This window comes from Streptomyces sp. NBC_00249, assembly GCF_026342355.1.
GTDB lineage: Bacteria > Actinomycetota > Actinomycetes > Streptomycetales > Streptomycetaceae > Streptomyces.
In genome coordinates, this window is record NZ_JAPEMV010000005.1 from 78,369 (window position 1) to 90,936 (window position 12,568).

Here is a 12,568-nt window from a genome sequence, read left to right on the forward strand (position 1 = left end):
GGTAACCCCGGACGAAGAGAGCCCCGCCGTGACCCACCCCCTCCTGGACCTTCCGCCGCTCACCGCCGAGCGTTTCGCGTCGATCGAGCGGGGGGTCGCGCGGCTCCTCGGCACCCGGCAGGACGTGGTGATCACCCAGGGCGAGGCCCTGCTGCCGCTGGAGGGGTGCATCCGCTCGGGGGCGCGGCCGGGTTCGGTCGCGCTGAACGTGGTGACCGGTCCGTACGGGACCACCTTCGGCAACTGGCTGCGCGACGCCGGGGCGGACGTGGTGGACCTGGCGGTGCCCTTCGACACGGCGGTGTCCGGCGAGCAGGTGGCCCGGGCCCTGGCCGAACGCCCGGAGATCGACTTCGTCTCGCTGGTGCACGCGGAGGCCGCCACCGGCAACACGAACCCGGTCGCGGAGATCGGCGAGGCCGTACGGGCCCACGGGGCGCTGTTCATGCTGGACGCGGTGGCCTCGGTGGGCGCGGAGCCGCTGCTGCCGGACGAGTGGGGCGTGGACCTGTGCGTGATCGGCGCCCAGAAGGCGATGGGCGGCCCGGCGGGGGTGTCGGCGGTGTCGGTGTCGGAGCGCGCCTGGGCCCGGTTCGCGGAGAACCCGGCGGCCCCTCGCCGCTCCTACCTCTCCCTGCTGGACTGGAAGGAGCGCTGGATCGACGGCGGGCGCAAGACGCTGCTGCACGCCCCGGCGCAGCTGGAGATGCTGGCGCTGGAGGCCTGCCTGGACCGGATCGGGGAAGAGGGCCTGGCGGAGGTGCTGGAGCGGCACGCGGCCGCCGCCCGGGCCACCCGGGCGGGCGCGGCGGCGCTCGGGATCGCCCCGTGGGTGGCCGACGCGGCCGAGGCGGCCCCGGTGGCGACGACGCTGCGGGTCGCGGACGCCTCGCTGGTGGTGGCCAAGGCCCTGTCGGCGCGGCCCTCGGCCCCGCTCGCCGCGGGCGGCGGGGCGCTGGCCCGGGAGATGGTCCGGGTCAACCACTACGGCCCGGCGGCCTCGCCGGAGGCGGTCGAGGACGCGTTGCGCGCACTGGCGGCGGCCCTGACCGCCGACCCGGAGCCGGCGGTCGCGGCGGCGTCGGCGTCGGCGGCCTGGAGCTAGGGCCTGTCGTGCGGGGTCAGCCGGAGAGGACGTCGAGCAGCCGGTCCACGTCCGCCTCGGTGTTGTACAGGTGGAACGAGGCCCGCAGGGCGCCCGCGCGGGCCGAGGTGGCCACCCCGGCGTCGAGCAGCTGCGGCTGCCTGTCCTGGAGCCCGGGGACGGACACGATGGGGGCGTCGCCGGGTACGGGCTCGTGCCCGAGGCGGGCGAGCCCGGCGCGGTAGCGGGCGGCCAGCGCGGTGTCGTGGGCGTGGACGGCTTCGATGCCGATCCGCTCCAGCAGTGCGAGCGCGGGCTCCGCGGCGTGGTAGGCGAGGAAGGCGGGGGATTCGTCGAACCGGCGTGCTCCGGCGGCCAGTTCGGGCATGGGGCCGTAGGTGGCGTCCCACTTCGAGGCCGCCGCGACCCAGCCGGCGTGCAGCGGGGTGAGGGTGTCCTGGGCGTCCTCGGAGACCGTCAGGTACGAGGCTCCGCGCGCCCCGAGCAGCCACTTGTACCCGGCGGTGACCGTGTAGTCGTAGGGGGTGGCGTCGAAGGGCAGCCAGCCGGCCGCCTGGGTGGCGTCGACGAGCATCCGGGCCCCGCGCTCGTCCGTCGCCGCGCGGACGGCGGCGAGGTCGGCGGTCCGGCCGTCCGCGGACTGTACGGCGCTCAGCGCGACGAGTGCGGTGTCCGGGCCGACGGCTTCGGCGATCCCCTCCAGCGGGGCGAAGCGGACCTTGAGGTCGGACCGCACCACGAAGGGGTTCATGACGGAGGCGAAGTCGCCCTCGGGGACGAGCACTTCGGCTCCGGCCGGGAGGGCTGCGGCGACGAGTCCGACGTGGGTGGCCACGGTCGAGCCGACGGCCACCCGGTCCGTCGCGACGCCGACGAGCCGCGCGAAGGCGGCTCGTACGCGGTCGACGCGGTCGAAGTCACCGGATCCCTCGGGCGCCCCGGCCCCGGCCGCTTCGGCCAGGGCGTGTACCTCGGCGAGGGCGGTGCGCGGCAGGAGCCCGTAGTTGGCGGTGTTGAGGTAGGTGGTGGAGTGCGCGAACTCGGCACGGGACACGTCGGAGAGCGTGAGATCCATGCGCCAACTCTGCGCCACGATCACCCATTAGTCCATTGCTATTTTTTCCTGGTGAACCCAAAGGAAGTCTTATGGGCCGTGGGCCGGGGCCACCCGTCCCCGGCCCCGCGGGGCGTCGGCTCAGGCCTGCGGGACGGCGCAGGCCCCGTCGGGGGTGCAGGCGTCGGCGGCCGGGGGCTCCGGGGCGGGCTCGCGGCCGGCCCACGCCTGCTCCAGCGCCTGGGCGAACACCTCGGCCGGCTGGCCGCCGGAGATGCCGTAGCGGCGGTCGAAGACGAAGAAGGGCACGGCGTTCGCGCCCAGTTCGGCCGCCTCGCGCTCGTCGGCCCGGACCTGGTCGGCGTAGGCGGAGTCGTCGGCGAGGACCGTACGGGCCTCCGCCTCCTCCAGTCCGGCCTCCACGGCGAGCGCCACCAGCACCTCGGGGTCGAAGACGGAGCGCTCCTCCGCGAAGTTGGCCCGGTAGACCCGGTCGAGCAGCTCCTCCTGGCGGCCGCGGGCGGCGGCCAGGTGCAGCAGGCGGTGGATGTCGAAGGTGTTGCCGTGGTCGCGTCCGTCGACCCGGTAGTCCAGGCCCTCGGCGCGGGCGCTGCCCGCGACGTGCTCCTCCATGTCGCGCGCCTCGTCGAGGGTGCGCCCGTACTTCTGGGCGAGCATGTCGAGGACGGGCGCGGTGACGCCCTTGGCGCTGTGCGGGTCGAGCTCGAAGGAGCGGTATACGACCTCGACCTCGTCGCGGTGCGCGAACCCGGCCAGCCCCTTGGCGAAACGGGCCTTGCCTACGTAGCACCAGGGGCAGGCGATGTCCGCCCAGATCTCGACGCGCATGTTCCTTCTTCTCTCCGGGTTCGGGGTCGGGTTCCGGCGGCAACCGGTTTCGACTTCAACCAACTGTCGGCCCGTCTCATTCCCCGGACGGGGACCCGTCCACCCGGAGCCACAGCGTGCGGTGCGAGCCGGAGGGGGCGGCGGCCGGATCCGGGCGCCAGCCGTGGGAGGCGTAGAAGGCCTGGGCCCGGAGGTTGTGCTCGTAGACCTCCAGGCGGACCCGCTCGACCCCGGCCCGGCGCCAGGCCGCGAGGCAGGCGGCGTGCAGGGCGGCGCCGGTGCCCCGGCGCCAGTGGCCGGGGTCGACGTGCAGCTGGGTGAGGGTGGTCTCGCCGTCGGCGGTGAGGAAGGCGGCGACCCCGGTGACCTCCCCGTCCCGCTCCGCGCAGAACACCCCGCCGTCGGCCCGGTCCCGGACCACCGCCCGGGACCAGCCCTCGCGGGTATGGGCCACCGCCAGGTCGCCCGCGTAGGTCTCCTCGGGGAAGCGGCCCGCGTAGTAGGTGGCGCGGGCCCGGGTGTGCAGGGCGGCGATGGCGTCGACGTCGGCGGGGAGCGCGGCTCTGATCATGGGAAGAGGAACGCGCCGGAAACCCTGTTCGGTTCCCGGCGCGTCGCCCCCGTGCGTGCGGTGGCTACTTCTTCAGCCAGGCCGCCATCATCTTCTGGGCGATGGGCGCGGCGAGCTTGCCGCCGCCGATCTCGGAGCGGTCGGTGTCCGAGTTCTCGACCATCACCGCGACGGCGATCTGCTTGTCGCCGGACTTTCCGTACGAGGTGAACCAGGCCAGCGGCGGGATGCTGTTGTTCACGCCGCGCTGGGCGGTGCCCGTCTTGCCGCCGACCTCGGCGCCCGCCACCTGGGCGGGCTTGCCGCCACCCTCGGTGGCGACCGTACGCATGGCGTCCTGGAGCATCGAGGCCGTCTTCGGGCTCATCACCTGCTCGGACTTCGGGTTCTTGAAGCTCTCCAGCACGTTGCCGTTCGCGTCGGTCACCTCGGAGACCATGTGCGGGGCGACGAGCTTGCCGCCGTTCTCGATGGCGGCCGTCACCATGGCGATCTGGAGGGGCGTGGCCTGGACGTCGAACTGGCCGATACCGGTCTGCGCGACCTGGTCCACGGACATCTTCTTCGACGGGTACTTGCTCGGCGGGTTCGTCCGGACCGGGGTGTCGATCTGGGTGTTGAAGCCGAGCTTCTCCGCCGTCGCCCGCATCTTGTCCTGGCCGAGCCGGGAGGCGAGCTCCGCGAACACGTTGTTGCAGGACAGCTTCAGGGCGGTGCGGGCGGAGACGTTGTTGCAGGCCTCGTCGCCCGCCTCGCTGGGCAGCTTCGTCCGGGTGCCGGGGATCGTGTACGGGGCGGGGATGCCGGTCTGCTGGTCGATGCTGGTGACCAGGCCGTTCTCGATCGCCGAGGCGAGGGTGACCAGCTTGAAGGTGGAGCCGGGCGCCTGCGGCTTGCGCAGGGCCACGTTCTCCATGGCCTTGCCCTGGTCGGCGGAGAGCTCGTTCCAGGCGTCCCCGTCGTTGGCCCCGGCGATGCGGCCCGGGTCGTAGGACGGGTTGTTGACGACCGCGAGGATCGCGCCGGTCGCCGGGTCGATGGCCACGGCCGCGCCCTGCTTGCCGTCGAGGGCGTCGTACGCCGCCTTCTGCACGCCCTTGTCGAGGGTGGTCAGCACGTTGCCCGGGTCGGCCCGCTTGTTGGTGAGGGTGTCCATCATCGTCTTGAGGCGGGTGTCGGAGCCGTTCAGGATGTTCTTGTAGACACCCTCCAGCATGCTCGTGCCGTAGGCCTGGGAGCTGTATCCGGTGATCGGCGCGTACAGCGGGCCGTCGACGTAGGTCCGCTTGTACCCGAAGTCCTTGCCGCCCGTCTTCGTGGAACCCGTGATCGCCTCCCCGCCCACGATGATGTTCCCCAACGGGTTCTCGTACTGCCCGATGAGGTTGCGCCGGTTGTTCTTGTCGTCTGCGAGGGCCTGGCCTTGATATGCCTGCACCCAGGTGACCCGCACCAAAAGGGCCAGCACCAGAAGCAGACAGAAGACCGACGCACGCCTGATCGTCTTGTTCATCCCCCAGAAGGACGCACCAGCCGCCCCCGGCGTTCCGCTCTGCCCCGATTGTGGCCGGGTTCTCAGCTTTTCTTCATGAAGCCTCCCTCGTACGCGGCGATGACGGCCTGGGTGCGGTCGCGGGAACCGGTCTTGGCGAGGACGCCCGCCACATGCGTCTTCACGGTCTGCGGGCCGACCCCGAGGCGCTCGCTGATCTCGTGGTTGGACAGTCCGCCGGCCATCAGGCGCAGGACGTCGGCCTCCCGGTCCGTGAGCCGGGCCGCCCAGGCGGGCGCCGCGGTCCGGGCGGCCGCGGCGTGGGAGGCGGCCAGGGAGCGGACGGCCGCCGGGAAGAGCAGCGAGTCCCCGCGGGCGACGAGGCGGACCGCGCCGATCAGCTCGTCGGGACCGGCCCGCTTGAGGAGGAAACCGGAGGCGCCCGCGCGCAGCGCGTCGTAGACGTAGGAGTCGTTCTCGAAGGTGGTGACCACCACGATCTTGGGCGGTTCCGCCATCGTCGCGAGGATCTGCTCGGTGGCGCGGATCCCGTCGATCTCCGGCATCCGGACGTCCATCAGCACCACGTCGGGGGCGAGGGAGCGCACCAGCGGGAGGGCCTCGGCCCCGGAGGCCGCCTCACCGACGACCTCCATGTCCGGTTCGGCGTCGATGATGACGCGCAGCGCGGTGCGCACCATCCGCTCGTCGTCGGCGACGACCACGCGCAGCGGGGGCCGGCTCATCGCCCGGCCCCGTCCGCGGCGGTGCCCAGCGGCAGGACCGCGCACAGCCGCCACCGGCCCTCGTGCGGTCCGGCATCGACGCGGCCGCCGAGCAGGGCGGCCCGCTCGGCGGCGCCCCGCAGTCCGCGGCCTCCGGTGGTGCGCGGCCGGCCGCCCTCGTGGGCGGACCCGGTCCGGGCCGGCGGGTTGGTCATGGTGATCTCCAGTTCGCGCTGTCCGCCGGGTGCGTGGACCCGGATCCGCAGGGTTATCGGTCCGGCGCCGTGGCGCAGGGCGTTGCTCAGTCCCTCCTGGACGATGCGGTAGGCCTCGCGGGAGGCGATCGCCGGGAGCTGTGCCCAGTCCGCGGCCGGGCCGGGGTCCTGGTGGGCGGTGACGGTGGTGCCGCCGGCCCGGGTGCGGGCGAGCAGGCCGTCGAGGTCGGCGGCGAGGGTGGGGGCGGGTGCGGCGTCGGCCCGGGCGGGGTCCCCGTCGCGCAGCAGGCCGAGCACCGCGTCCAGCTCGCCGACCGTGCGCCGGGTGGTGTCCTCGATCGCGGCGAGCGCCTCCCGGACGAACTCCGGGTCGCTGTCGAGCACCCGTCGGGCGGCGCCCGCCTGGAGGGTGACGGCGCTCAGCGCGTGCCCGACGGCGTCGTGCAGTTCCCGGGCCAGCCGGTTGCGCACCGCGAGGTCGGTGGCCCGTTCCTCGGCGGCGGCCAGCCGGTCGGCGGCGGTCGGCCCGAGCAGGACGGGAGCGAGCCGGGCCAGCAGCGCGCCCGCCCCCGCGGAGCAGAGCGCGATCCCGGCCAGCAGTGCCAACCCGAGCAGCGGGGCGGCGTAGGCCGTGGGCTGGGCAGCGAACCAGCCCTGCCCGAACGGGGAGCGGCGCAGGGTCTCCGAGAACGGCACCGCGAGCAGCACCACCGCCAGGGGCGGTCCCGCGAGGCTCATCCCGCTGATCACCGCCCCGACCCCCAGGTGCAGGGTCCACCAGGCGGAGGCCCGCCAGCGGGCGGCCCAGGAGCGGGCCGGACCGTCGGCCAGCAGTTCCCCGGGGACCGCGCACATGGCCCGTACGGCGGCCACGGACAGGGGCCGGACCAGCCCCACGAGCCCGGTGACGGCGGCCAGGGGCAGGGCGGCGGCGTAGGCGATGAGGGTCAGCGGGAAGGAGTTCAGGGCGTTGCTCCCGCCAGCCGCCACGCCCACCCCGACCTGGGTGAGGAGGAGGTACGGCATCAGCAGGGCCCCGCCGAGCACCAGGTGCACCCACCGCAGCCCGGCCCGCGCCCCCAGCAGCCACCGGGCCCCGGCCCGCACCACCGACAACCAGCCGCGCCACGCGGACCGCCCGGTCCGCCCGGTCCGTCCGGTCCGTCCGGTCCGTCCGGTCCGTCCGGTCCGTCCGGCACGATCGGTCCGTCCGGCACGATCGGTCCGTCCGGCACGATCGGTCCGTCCGGCACGATCGGCCCGTCCGGCCTCCGGCTGTCCGGGCCCGTCGCCCAGTGGTCGCGGCCCGCCCGGCCCGTCCGGTCCGCTGCGCTCTCCCCCGTCCACCGGCCCCGCCTCAGGCCGCGGGGCGGGGGAAGCGGGAGCGGAGGTGCCGGGTGAGGACGGCGGCTCCGAGTATCCCCGTGATCATCTGGCCAGCGTAGGCCAGGGTGATCCCGAGGGTCGCCCGTTCGCCCGAGACGGGGTCAGGTCCCAGCGTGGCGCCCAGCATCCACATCCCCCAGCTCAGCGCGGCGGCGGACCCGATCCAGGCCAGGGCCAGCGGCCAGGCCGCCCGCCGCCCGCCGCCGCGGGCCAGCAGCACCACGCCCACGACGCCGCCGAGCGCGCACACCGCGTGGGCCGCGGACACCACGCCCGTCTCCGCCGAGTACACCGCGACCCGCTGGGCGGGCAGTCCGGCGCTCCCGCCGAAGGCCCAGTACAGGCTCACCGCGGCCTCCCCCGTGCCCGCCACGGCCGCGGCTCCCGCCACCACCCCCGTGGGCGACGGGAGCCGCTGTCCCAGCGCGCCCCGCAGGCCCGCACCCCAGCGCTCCCGCGCATAGGGGACGAAGAGCCCGGCCAGGGCGAGTCCTTGGACGATGAAGCCCCCGTAGACCACGCCGAAGACCCACGGGTCGAGGAAGGGCGGCTGGGCCGCCTTCGCGGCCTCCCCGGCGCCCATCCCCAAGGCCTTGACGAGCAGTTGGGCCGGGAACCCCAGGACGATCGGGGTCAGCAGTCCGGTCGCGACGTACACCGGGACGGTGAGCAGCCAGCCCGGTACGCGCAGGCCCCAGGGGCGGGTGAGCACCAGCACGAGCAGGATGACGCAGGAGTCCATCAGGAGGGTCACCGCATTGGCCACGGGGAAGAACAGGCCGGGCTCCAGCAGCACGCTGCCCTTCGGTATCCCGAGGTCGCTCCCGGCCACCCAGGCCGCCTTCAGCGTCAGGTAGGGCAGGGTCGCGGCCAGCGCGGCGGCCCGCAGGATCCGCCGCCCGGTCCCCAGCGCGGGGGCCGACGGCTGCGTCGTGTGCGTCCGGTGGACGGTGCTTTCGCTCATGTCCTCACGGTCCCGTCTCCCGGGCCCCGCCACCTCCCCCGCGAAGGTGAACCGCCTCCCCCGCGTGGGGGAGACGTCCTCACCGGCAGGAGGACCCGCACCGACCGCACCGACCGTGGCGGGACCTCACATCCGCCGGGTCACCACCGACAGCCGGTCCCGGGCCTCGAACAGGGCCTCCTTGATGACCCGCTCGTGCCCCGGCGTCAGCCGGGCCACCGGCACCGAGCAGCTCACCGCGTCCCGCGCCGGCGTCCGGTAGGGCACGGCCACCCCGAAGCAGCGCAGCCCGAGGGTGTTCTCCTCCCGGTCCACGGCGTACCCCTGCTCCCGTACCAGCGCCAGTTCCTCCACCAGCCGCTCCCGGTCGGTGATGGTGTGCTCGGTGACCGCCTCCAGCCGCTTCGGCAGCAGCCTGCGCACCTCCTCGTCGGTGTGCGTGGCCAGCAGGGCCTTGCCGAGGGCGGTGGAGTGGACCGGGAGCCTGCGGCCGACCCGGGTGAAGGGCCGCAGGTAGTGCTGGGACTGGCGGGTGGCGAGGTAGACGACGCTCGCGCCGTCCAGCCGGGCCAGGTGGATGGTCTCCGTGGTGTCGTCGGAGAGCCGGTCCAGGGTGGGCCGGGCGGCCGCGACGACCTCGTCCCCGTCGATGTACGAGCTGCCGACCAGCAGCGCCCGTACGCCGATGCCGTAGCGCGTGCCGGTGGCGTCGGTCTCCACCCAGCCCAGGTTCACCAGGGTCCGCAGCAGCATGTACAGGCTGGACTTGGGCAGGGAGAGGTCGCTCTGGATGTCGGCGAGGCTGTGCAGGCCGGGCCGGGCCGCGAAGTGCTCCAGCAGCAGGACCGTGCGCACCGCCGACTTCACCGGCGCCGCGGCCGTCGCGCCGCCCTCCGGTTCGGCCGTCTCGGCTGTCGTCATACGCCTACTTCCCCTCTGGTCGGCTCTGATCGCCTCTTGTCACGCGGTGGACGCGGAAATAGAGTCCGCAGCAGAAGTGATCATTCATCCACCGGAACGGCGTTCAGAATACTGAACGATCCAGGAGGTAGCGGGCCATGGCAGGGACACCAGTCTGGAGTGTGGACCCCCGCACCGGGAAGCAGCGCGGACAGGTTGCGGCACAGGCCACACCCCTGGAGGTGGACGAGGCCGTGCGCGCCGCCCACGCCGCCCGCGGGGCGCTGGCCGACGCGACCGTCCGCGCCGCCTTCCTGCGGACGGCCGCCCGGCTGCTCGACGAGGCCGTCGCGCGGGTGGTCGAGACCGCCGACGCCGAGACCGCGCTCGGGGCCGCCCGGCTCACCGGTGAGCTCGCCCGCACCACCGGCCAGCTGCGCGCCTTCGCCGACGCCGTCGACGAGGGGACCTACCTCGACATCCGGATCGACCGCGCCGACCCCTCCCTGAGCCCCCCGCGCCCCGAACTGCGCCGCTACAAGGTGCCGCTGGGCGTGGCCGCCGTGTACGCCGCCTCCAACTTCCCGCTGGCCTTCTCCGTGCCCGGCGGCGACACCGCGAGCGCCCTCGCCGCCGGCTGCCCCGTGGTGGTCAAGGCGCACCCCGACCACCCGGCCACCTCCGAGCTGTGCGCCGCGCTGCTGCGCCGGGCGGCCGAGGAGCACGGGCTGCCCGCCGGAGTGGTGGGCCTGGTCCACGGCTTCGACGCCGGTCTGGAGCTGATCCGCCACCCGCTGGTCGCGGCGGCCGGGTTCACCGGTTCCGTCCGGGGCGGGCGGGCCCTGTTCGACGCGGCCGCCGCCCGGCCCGTACCGATCCCCTTCCACGGGGAGCTCGGCTCCCTCAACCCCGTCGTGGTCACCCCGGCCGCCGCCGCCGAGCGCGCCGAGGAGATCGGGTCCGGGCTCGCGGGGGCGGTCACCCTCGGGGTCGGCCAGTTCTGCGTCAAGCCCGGCCTGGCCCTGGTCCCCGGGGGCTCCGACGGGGACCGGCTCACCGACGCGCTCACCAAGGCCCTCGAACAGGTGGGACCGGGCGTGCTGCTCGACCACCGGATGCGGGACAACTTCGTCGCCGGTGTCGCCGAGCGCGCCGCGCTGCCCGGCGTCACCGCCCCCGTCACCCCCGGCTCCGGCGGCGAGCACACCGTCGGCGCGGGCTACCTGGAGGTGCGGGCCCAGGCCCTGCTGGAGGGCGGCGCGGGCGGCCCGCACGCGCTGCTGCTGGAGGAGTGCTTCGGCCCGGCCACCGTCGTGGTCCGGTACGCCGACCAGCGCGAGGCCTCCGCGGTCCTCGGCCTGCTCGACGGGAACCTGAGCGCCACCCTCCAGCTGTCGGCCGCCGAGACCGAGGGCGCGCCCGGACCGGCCGGCGAGCTGATCGCGCAGGTCACGGGCCTGGCCGGGCGGATCGTGGTGAACGGCTGGCCGGTCGGGGTCGCGGTGGCCCCGGCCCAGCACCACGGCGGCCCGTACCCGGCGGCGACCTCGCACTCCACCTCGGTCGGCATCACCGCCGTAGAGCGCTGGCTGCGGCCGGTGGCGTACCAGTCGGTGCCCGACGCCCTGCTCCCGGCGGAGCTGCGCGAGGCCAACCCGCTGGGCCTGCCGCGCCGGGTGAGCGGCGGGCCGGCGCCGGCCTGAGCCGCGCCCCGCCGGGCCGGGCTGCCGGACGGCGTAAATGCGTTGCCCGCCCCGCTCCCGGCGGGGCAGGCTGCGCGTCATGCCGAAGCCGCACGGGTTCACGTACGAGATGCGCAGCGACCGCACCGTCCTCATCACCCACCAGGGCCGGGCCGCGAGCACCCTGCGCGGGGGCCGCGCCGAGAAGTTCCTCGCCGAGGTGGAGGCGGGTGACGCGCAGCTGGTGATGGCCCGCTGGACCGGTTCCTACAAGTTCGGCAACGAGCGCACGGCCCGCAACCACCCCCGTAACCGGAACTGAAATCCGTCCCGAGGGTAAGGGAACGGCAAAGCCGCCCCGGTCGTTCTCGGTGCATGACCGCTATGACCCCTGGTTCCAACCTGCCGCTCAACACCGCCCGTGTGACGGTCGACGTGGCCGCCCCGGTGCGGCTCGACGTGTCGGGCCTGCTCCTGACGGCGGACGGCAAGGTGCGCTCCGACGCCGACTTCATCTTCTACAACCAGCCGTCCGGCCCGGGTGTCACCTACCGGTCCGGCGGTGGCGCGGCGCCGGACTCCATCACCGTGGACACCGCCGCGCTGCCTCCCGGCATCGAGCGGATCGTGGTCACGGCCAGCCCCGACGCCGCCGGGCAGACCTTCCAGGGCGTCGAGCCCACCGCCACCGTGCGGGACGCGGCCGGCGGAGCGGTGATCGCCACCTTCACTCCGCCGCAGCTCGGCGCCGAGACCGCCCTCGTGGTCGTCGAGGTCTACCAGCGCGGCGGCGCGTGGAAGGTGCGCGCGGTCGGCCAGGGGTACGCCAACGGCCTCGCCGGCATCGCCACGGACTTCGGCGTCTCGGTGGAGGAGGAGCCCGCCCCGGCCGCCGCCGCCCCGGCCGCGCCCGCCGCGCCCCCGGCTCCGGCCGCGCCGCCCGCCGCGCCCCTCGGCGCGGGCAAGATCAACCTGGACAAGGGCCGGGTCAGCCTCCAGAAGAACCAGACGGTCTCCCTCGTCAAGGGCGGCCGCCCGCTGCTGTCCCAGGTCAAGATGGGGCTGGGCTGGGAGCCCGCCTTCGGCGGCCGGGGGGACATCGACCTCGACGCCTCCGTCATCGCCTACGGCCCGCAGCGCAACCACATCGACAGCTGCTACTTCGGCAAGCTGTCCATCCTGAACGGCGCCGTCAAGCACTCGGGCGACAACCTCACCGGTGAGGGCTCCGGGGACGACGAGGTGATCGTCGTGGACCTCGGCCGGCTTCCCGCCGACGCGACGGGGCTGGTCTTCACGGTGAACTCCTTCTCCGGGCAGAAGTTCACCGAGGTCGCCAAGGCCTACTGCCGGCTCATCGACGCGGCGACCGGCGAGGAGCTGGTCCGCTTCGACCTCACCGGCGCCGAGCCGCAGACCGGGGTCATGATGGCCAAGCTGATCAAGCAGTTCTCCGGCGAGTGGGAGATGACTGCGCTGGGCGAGTTTGTGAAGTCCCGCACAGTGCGCGGCATGGTCAAGCCCGCCTCGCAGGCACTCTGAGCAGGTGGGCGGGCACATGGCGCCACCACCGGCCGTCACGGGTGATCGATGCCACCCGTAATTCGGCGGTGGCTGTCAGTGCC

At 74.3% G+C, this 12,568-nt stretch carries 12 protein-coding genes; 4 read left to right on the forward strand and 8 right to left on the reverse strand.

Going from position 1 to position 12,568, the window contains the following annotated elements; all coding sequences use genetic code 11:
* Nucleotides 1–28: 28 nt before the first annotated feature.
* Nucleotides 29–1,105: an alanine--glyoxylate aminotransferase family protein gene (locus tag OOK31_RS22095; protein ID WP_267089031.1), complete on the forward strand. Its 1,077-nt coding sequence runs from the start codon at nt 29–31 to the stop codon at nt 1,103–1,105.
* Between the two features lie 16 nt (nt 1,106–1,121).
* Here OOK31_RS22095 and OOK31_RS22100 read toward each other — a convergent pair whose 3' ends face one another.
* The 8 genes from OOK31_RS22100 to OOK31_RS22135 all read right to left on the reverse strand — a co-directional run bounded on the left by OOK31_RS22100 (nt 1,122) and on the right by OOK31_RS22135 (nt 9,282).
* Complete coding sequence (locus OOK31_RS22100) at nt 1,122–2,180, reverse strand: aminotransferase class V-fold PLP-dependent enzyme (RefSeq protein WP_267089032.1); 1,059 nt, start codon at nt 2,178–2,180, stop codon at nt 1,122–1,124.
* A 120-nt stretch (nt 2,181–2,300) separates the two neighbouring features.
* On the reverse strand, nt 2,301–3,008 hold the full coding sequence (locus tag OOK31_RS22105) for a DsbA family oxidoreductase (protein ID WP_267089033.1): 708 nt from the start codon (nt 3,006–3,008) through the stop codon (nt 2,301–2,303).
* Nucleotides 3,009–3,084: 76 nt separating this feature from the next.
* Nucleotides 3,085–3,579 carry a GNAT family N-acetyltransferase gene (locus OOK31_RS22110; protein WP_267089034.1) on the reverse strand — a complete coding sequence of 165 codons (495 nt, stop codon included), beginning with the start codon at nt 3,577–3,579 and terminating at the stop codon, nt 3,085–3,087.
* A 64-nt stretch (nt 3,580–3,643) separates the two neighbouring features.
* On the reverse strand, nt 3,644–5,092 hold the full coding sequence (locus OOK31_RS22115) for a penicillin-binding protein 2 (RefSeq protein ID WP_267089035.1): 1,449 nt from the start codon (nt 5,090–5,092) through the stop codon (nt 3,644–3,646).
* A 62-nt stretch (nt 5,093–5,154) separates the two neighbouring features.
* The gene (locus OOK31_RS22120; protein WP_267089036.1) at nt 5,155–5,817 is read right to left on the reverse strand and encodes a response regulator transcription factor; all 663 of its coding nucleotides are present in this window, start codon (nt 5,815–5,817) and stop codon (nt 5,155–5,157) included.
* Nucleotides 5,814–7,118: a sensor histidine kinase gene (locus OOK31_RS22125; protein ID WP_267089497.1), complete on the reverse strand. Its 1,305-nt coding sequence runs from the start codon at nt 7,116–7,118 to the stop codon at nt 5,814–5,816. Before OOK31_RS22125 ends, OOK31_RS22120 begins: the two co-directional genes overlap by 4 nt.
* A 250-nt stretch (nt 7,119–7,368) precedes the next feature.
* The gene (locus OOK31_RS22130; RefSeq protein WP_267089037.1) at nt 7,369–8,361 is read right to left on the reverse strand and encodes a hypothetical protein; all 993 of its coding nucleotides are present in this window, start codon (nt 8,359–8,361) and stop codon (nt 7,369–7,371) included.
* Between the two features lie 126 nt (nt 8,362–8,487).
* Nucleotides 8,488–9,282 carry an IclR family transcriptional regulator gene (locus tag OOK31_RS22135; protein WP_267089038.1) on the reverse strand — a complete coding sequence of 265 codons (795 nt, stop codon included), beginning with the start codon at nt 9,280–9,282 and terminating at the stop codon, nt 8,488–8,490.
* 137 nt (nt 9,283–9,419) lie between these two features.
* On the opposite strand from OOK31_RS22135, the gene OOK31_RS22140 reads away from it, so the two are divergent.
* From OOK31_RS22140 to OOK31_RS22150, 3 genes are all read left to right on the forward strand, one after another.
* Nucleotides 9,420–10,964, forward strand: a complete 1,545-nt coding sequence (locus OOK31_RS22140; RefSeq protein ID WP_267089039.1) for an aldehyde dehydrogenase (NADP(+)) — start codon at nt 9,420–9,422, stop codon at nt 10,962–10,964.
* 79 nt (nt 10,965–11,043) lie between these two features.
* Complete coding sequence (locus tag OOK31_RS22145) at nt 11,044–11,265, forward strand: hypothetical protein (RefSeq protein ID WP_267089040.1); 222 nt, start codon at nt 11,044–11,046, stop codon at nt 11,263–11,265.
* 53 nt (nt 11,266–11,318) lie between these two features.
* Nucleotides 11,319–12,485 (forward strand): TerD family protein, encoded by a 1,167-nt coding sequence (locus tag OOK31_RS22150; RefSeq protein WP_267089041.1) that lies wholly within the window; start codon nt 11,319–11,321, stop codon nt 12,483–12,485.
* Nucleotides 12,486–12,568 lie beyond the last annotated feature (83 nt).

Coding starts and splice junctions, on each gene's coding strand:
- OOK31_RS22100 (WP_267089032.1), bottom strand. CDS start 2,180: ATGGATCTCACGCTCTCCGACGTGTCCCGTGCCGAGTTCGCGCACTCC.
- OOK31_RS22105 (WP_267089033.1), bottom strand. CDS start 3,008: ATGCGCGTCGAGATCTGGGCGGACATCGCCTGCCCCTGGTGCTACGTA.
- OOK31_RS22110 (WP_267089034.1), bottom strand. CDS start 3,579: ATGATCAGAGCCGCGCTCCCCGCCGACGTCGACGCCATCGCCGCCCTG.
- OOK31_RS22115 (WP_267089035.1), bottom strand. CDS start 5,092: ATGAACAAGACGATCAGGCGTGCGTCGGTCTTCTGTCTGCTTCTGGTG.
- OOK31_RS22120 (WP_267089036.1), bottom strand. CDS start 5,817: ATGAGCCGGCCCCCGCTGCGCGTGGTCGTCGCCGACGACGAGCGGATG.
- OOK31_RS22130 (WP_267089037.1), bottom strand. CDS start 8,361: ATGAGCGAAAGCACCGTCCACCGGACGCACACGACGCAGCCGTCGGCC.
- OOK31_RS22135 (WP_267089038.1), bottom strand. CDS start 9,282: ATGACGACAGCCGAGACGGCCGAACCGGAGGGCGGCGCGACGGCCGCG.
- OOK31_RS22140 (WP_267089039.1), top strand. CDS start 9,420: ATGGCAGGGACACCAGTCTGGAGTGTGGACCCCCGCACCGGGAAGCAG.
- OOK31_RS22145 (WP_267089040.1), top strand. CDS start 11,044: ATGCCGAAGCCGCACGGGTTCACGTACGAGATGCGCAGCGACCGCACC.
- OOK31_RS22150 (WP_267089041.1), top strand. CDS start 11,319: ATGACCGCTATGACCCCTGGTTCCAACCTGCCGCTCAACACCGCCCGT.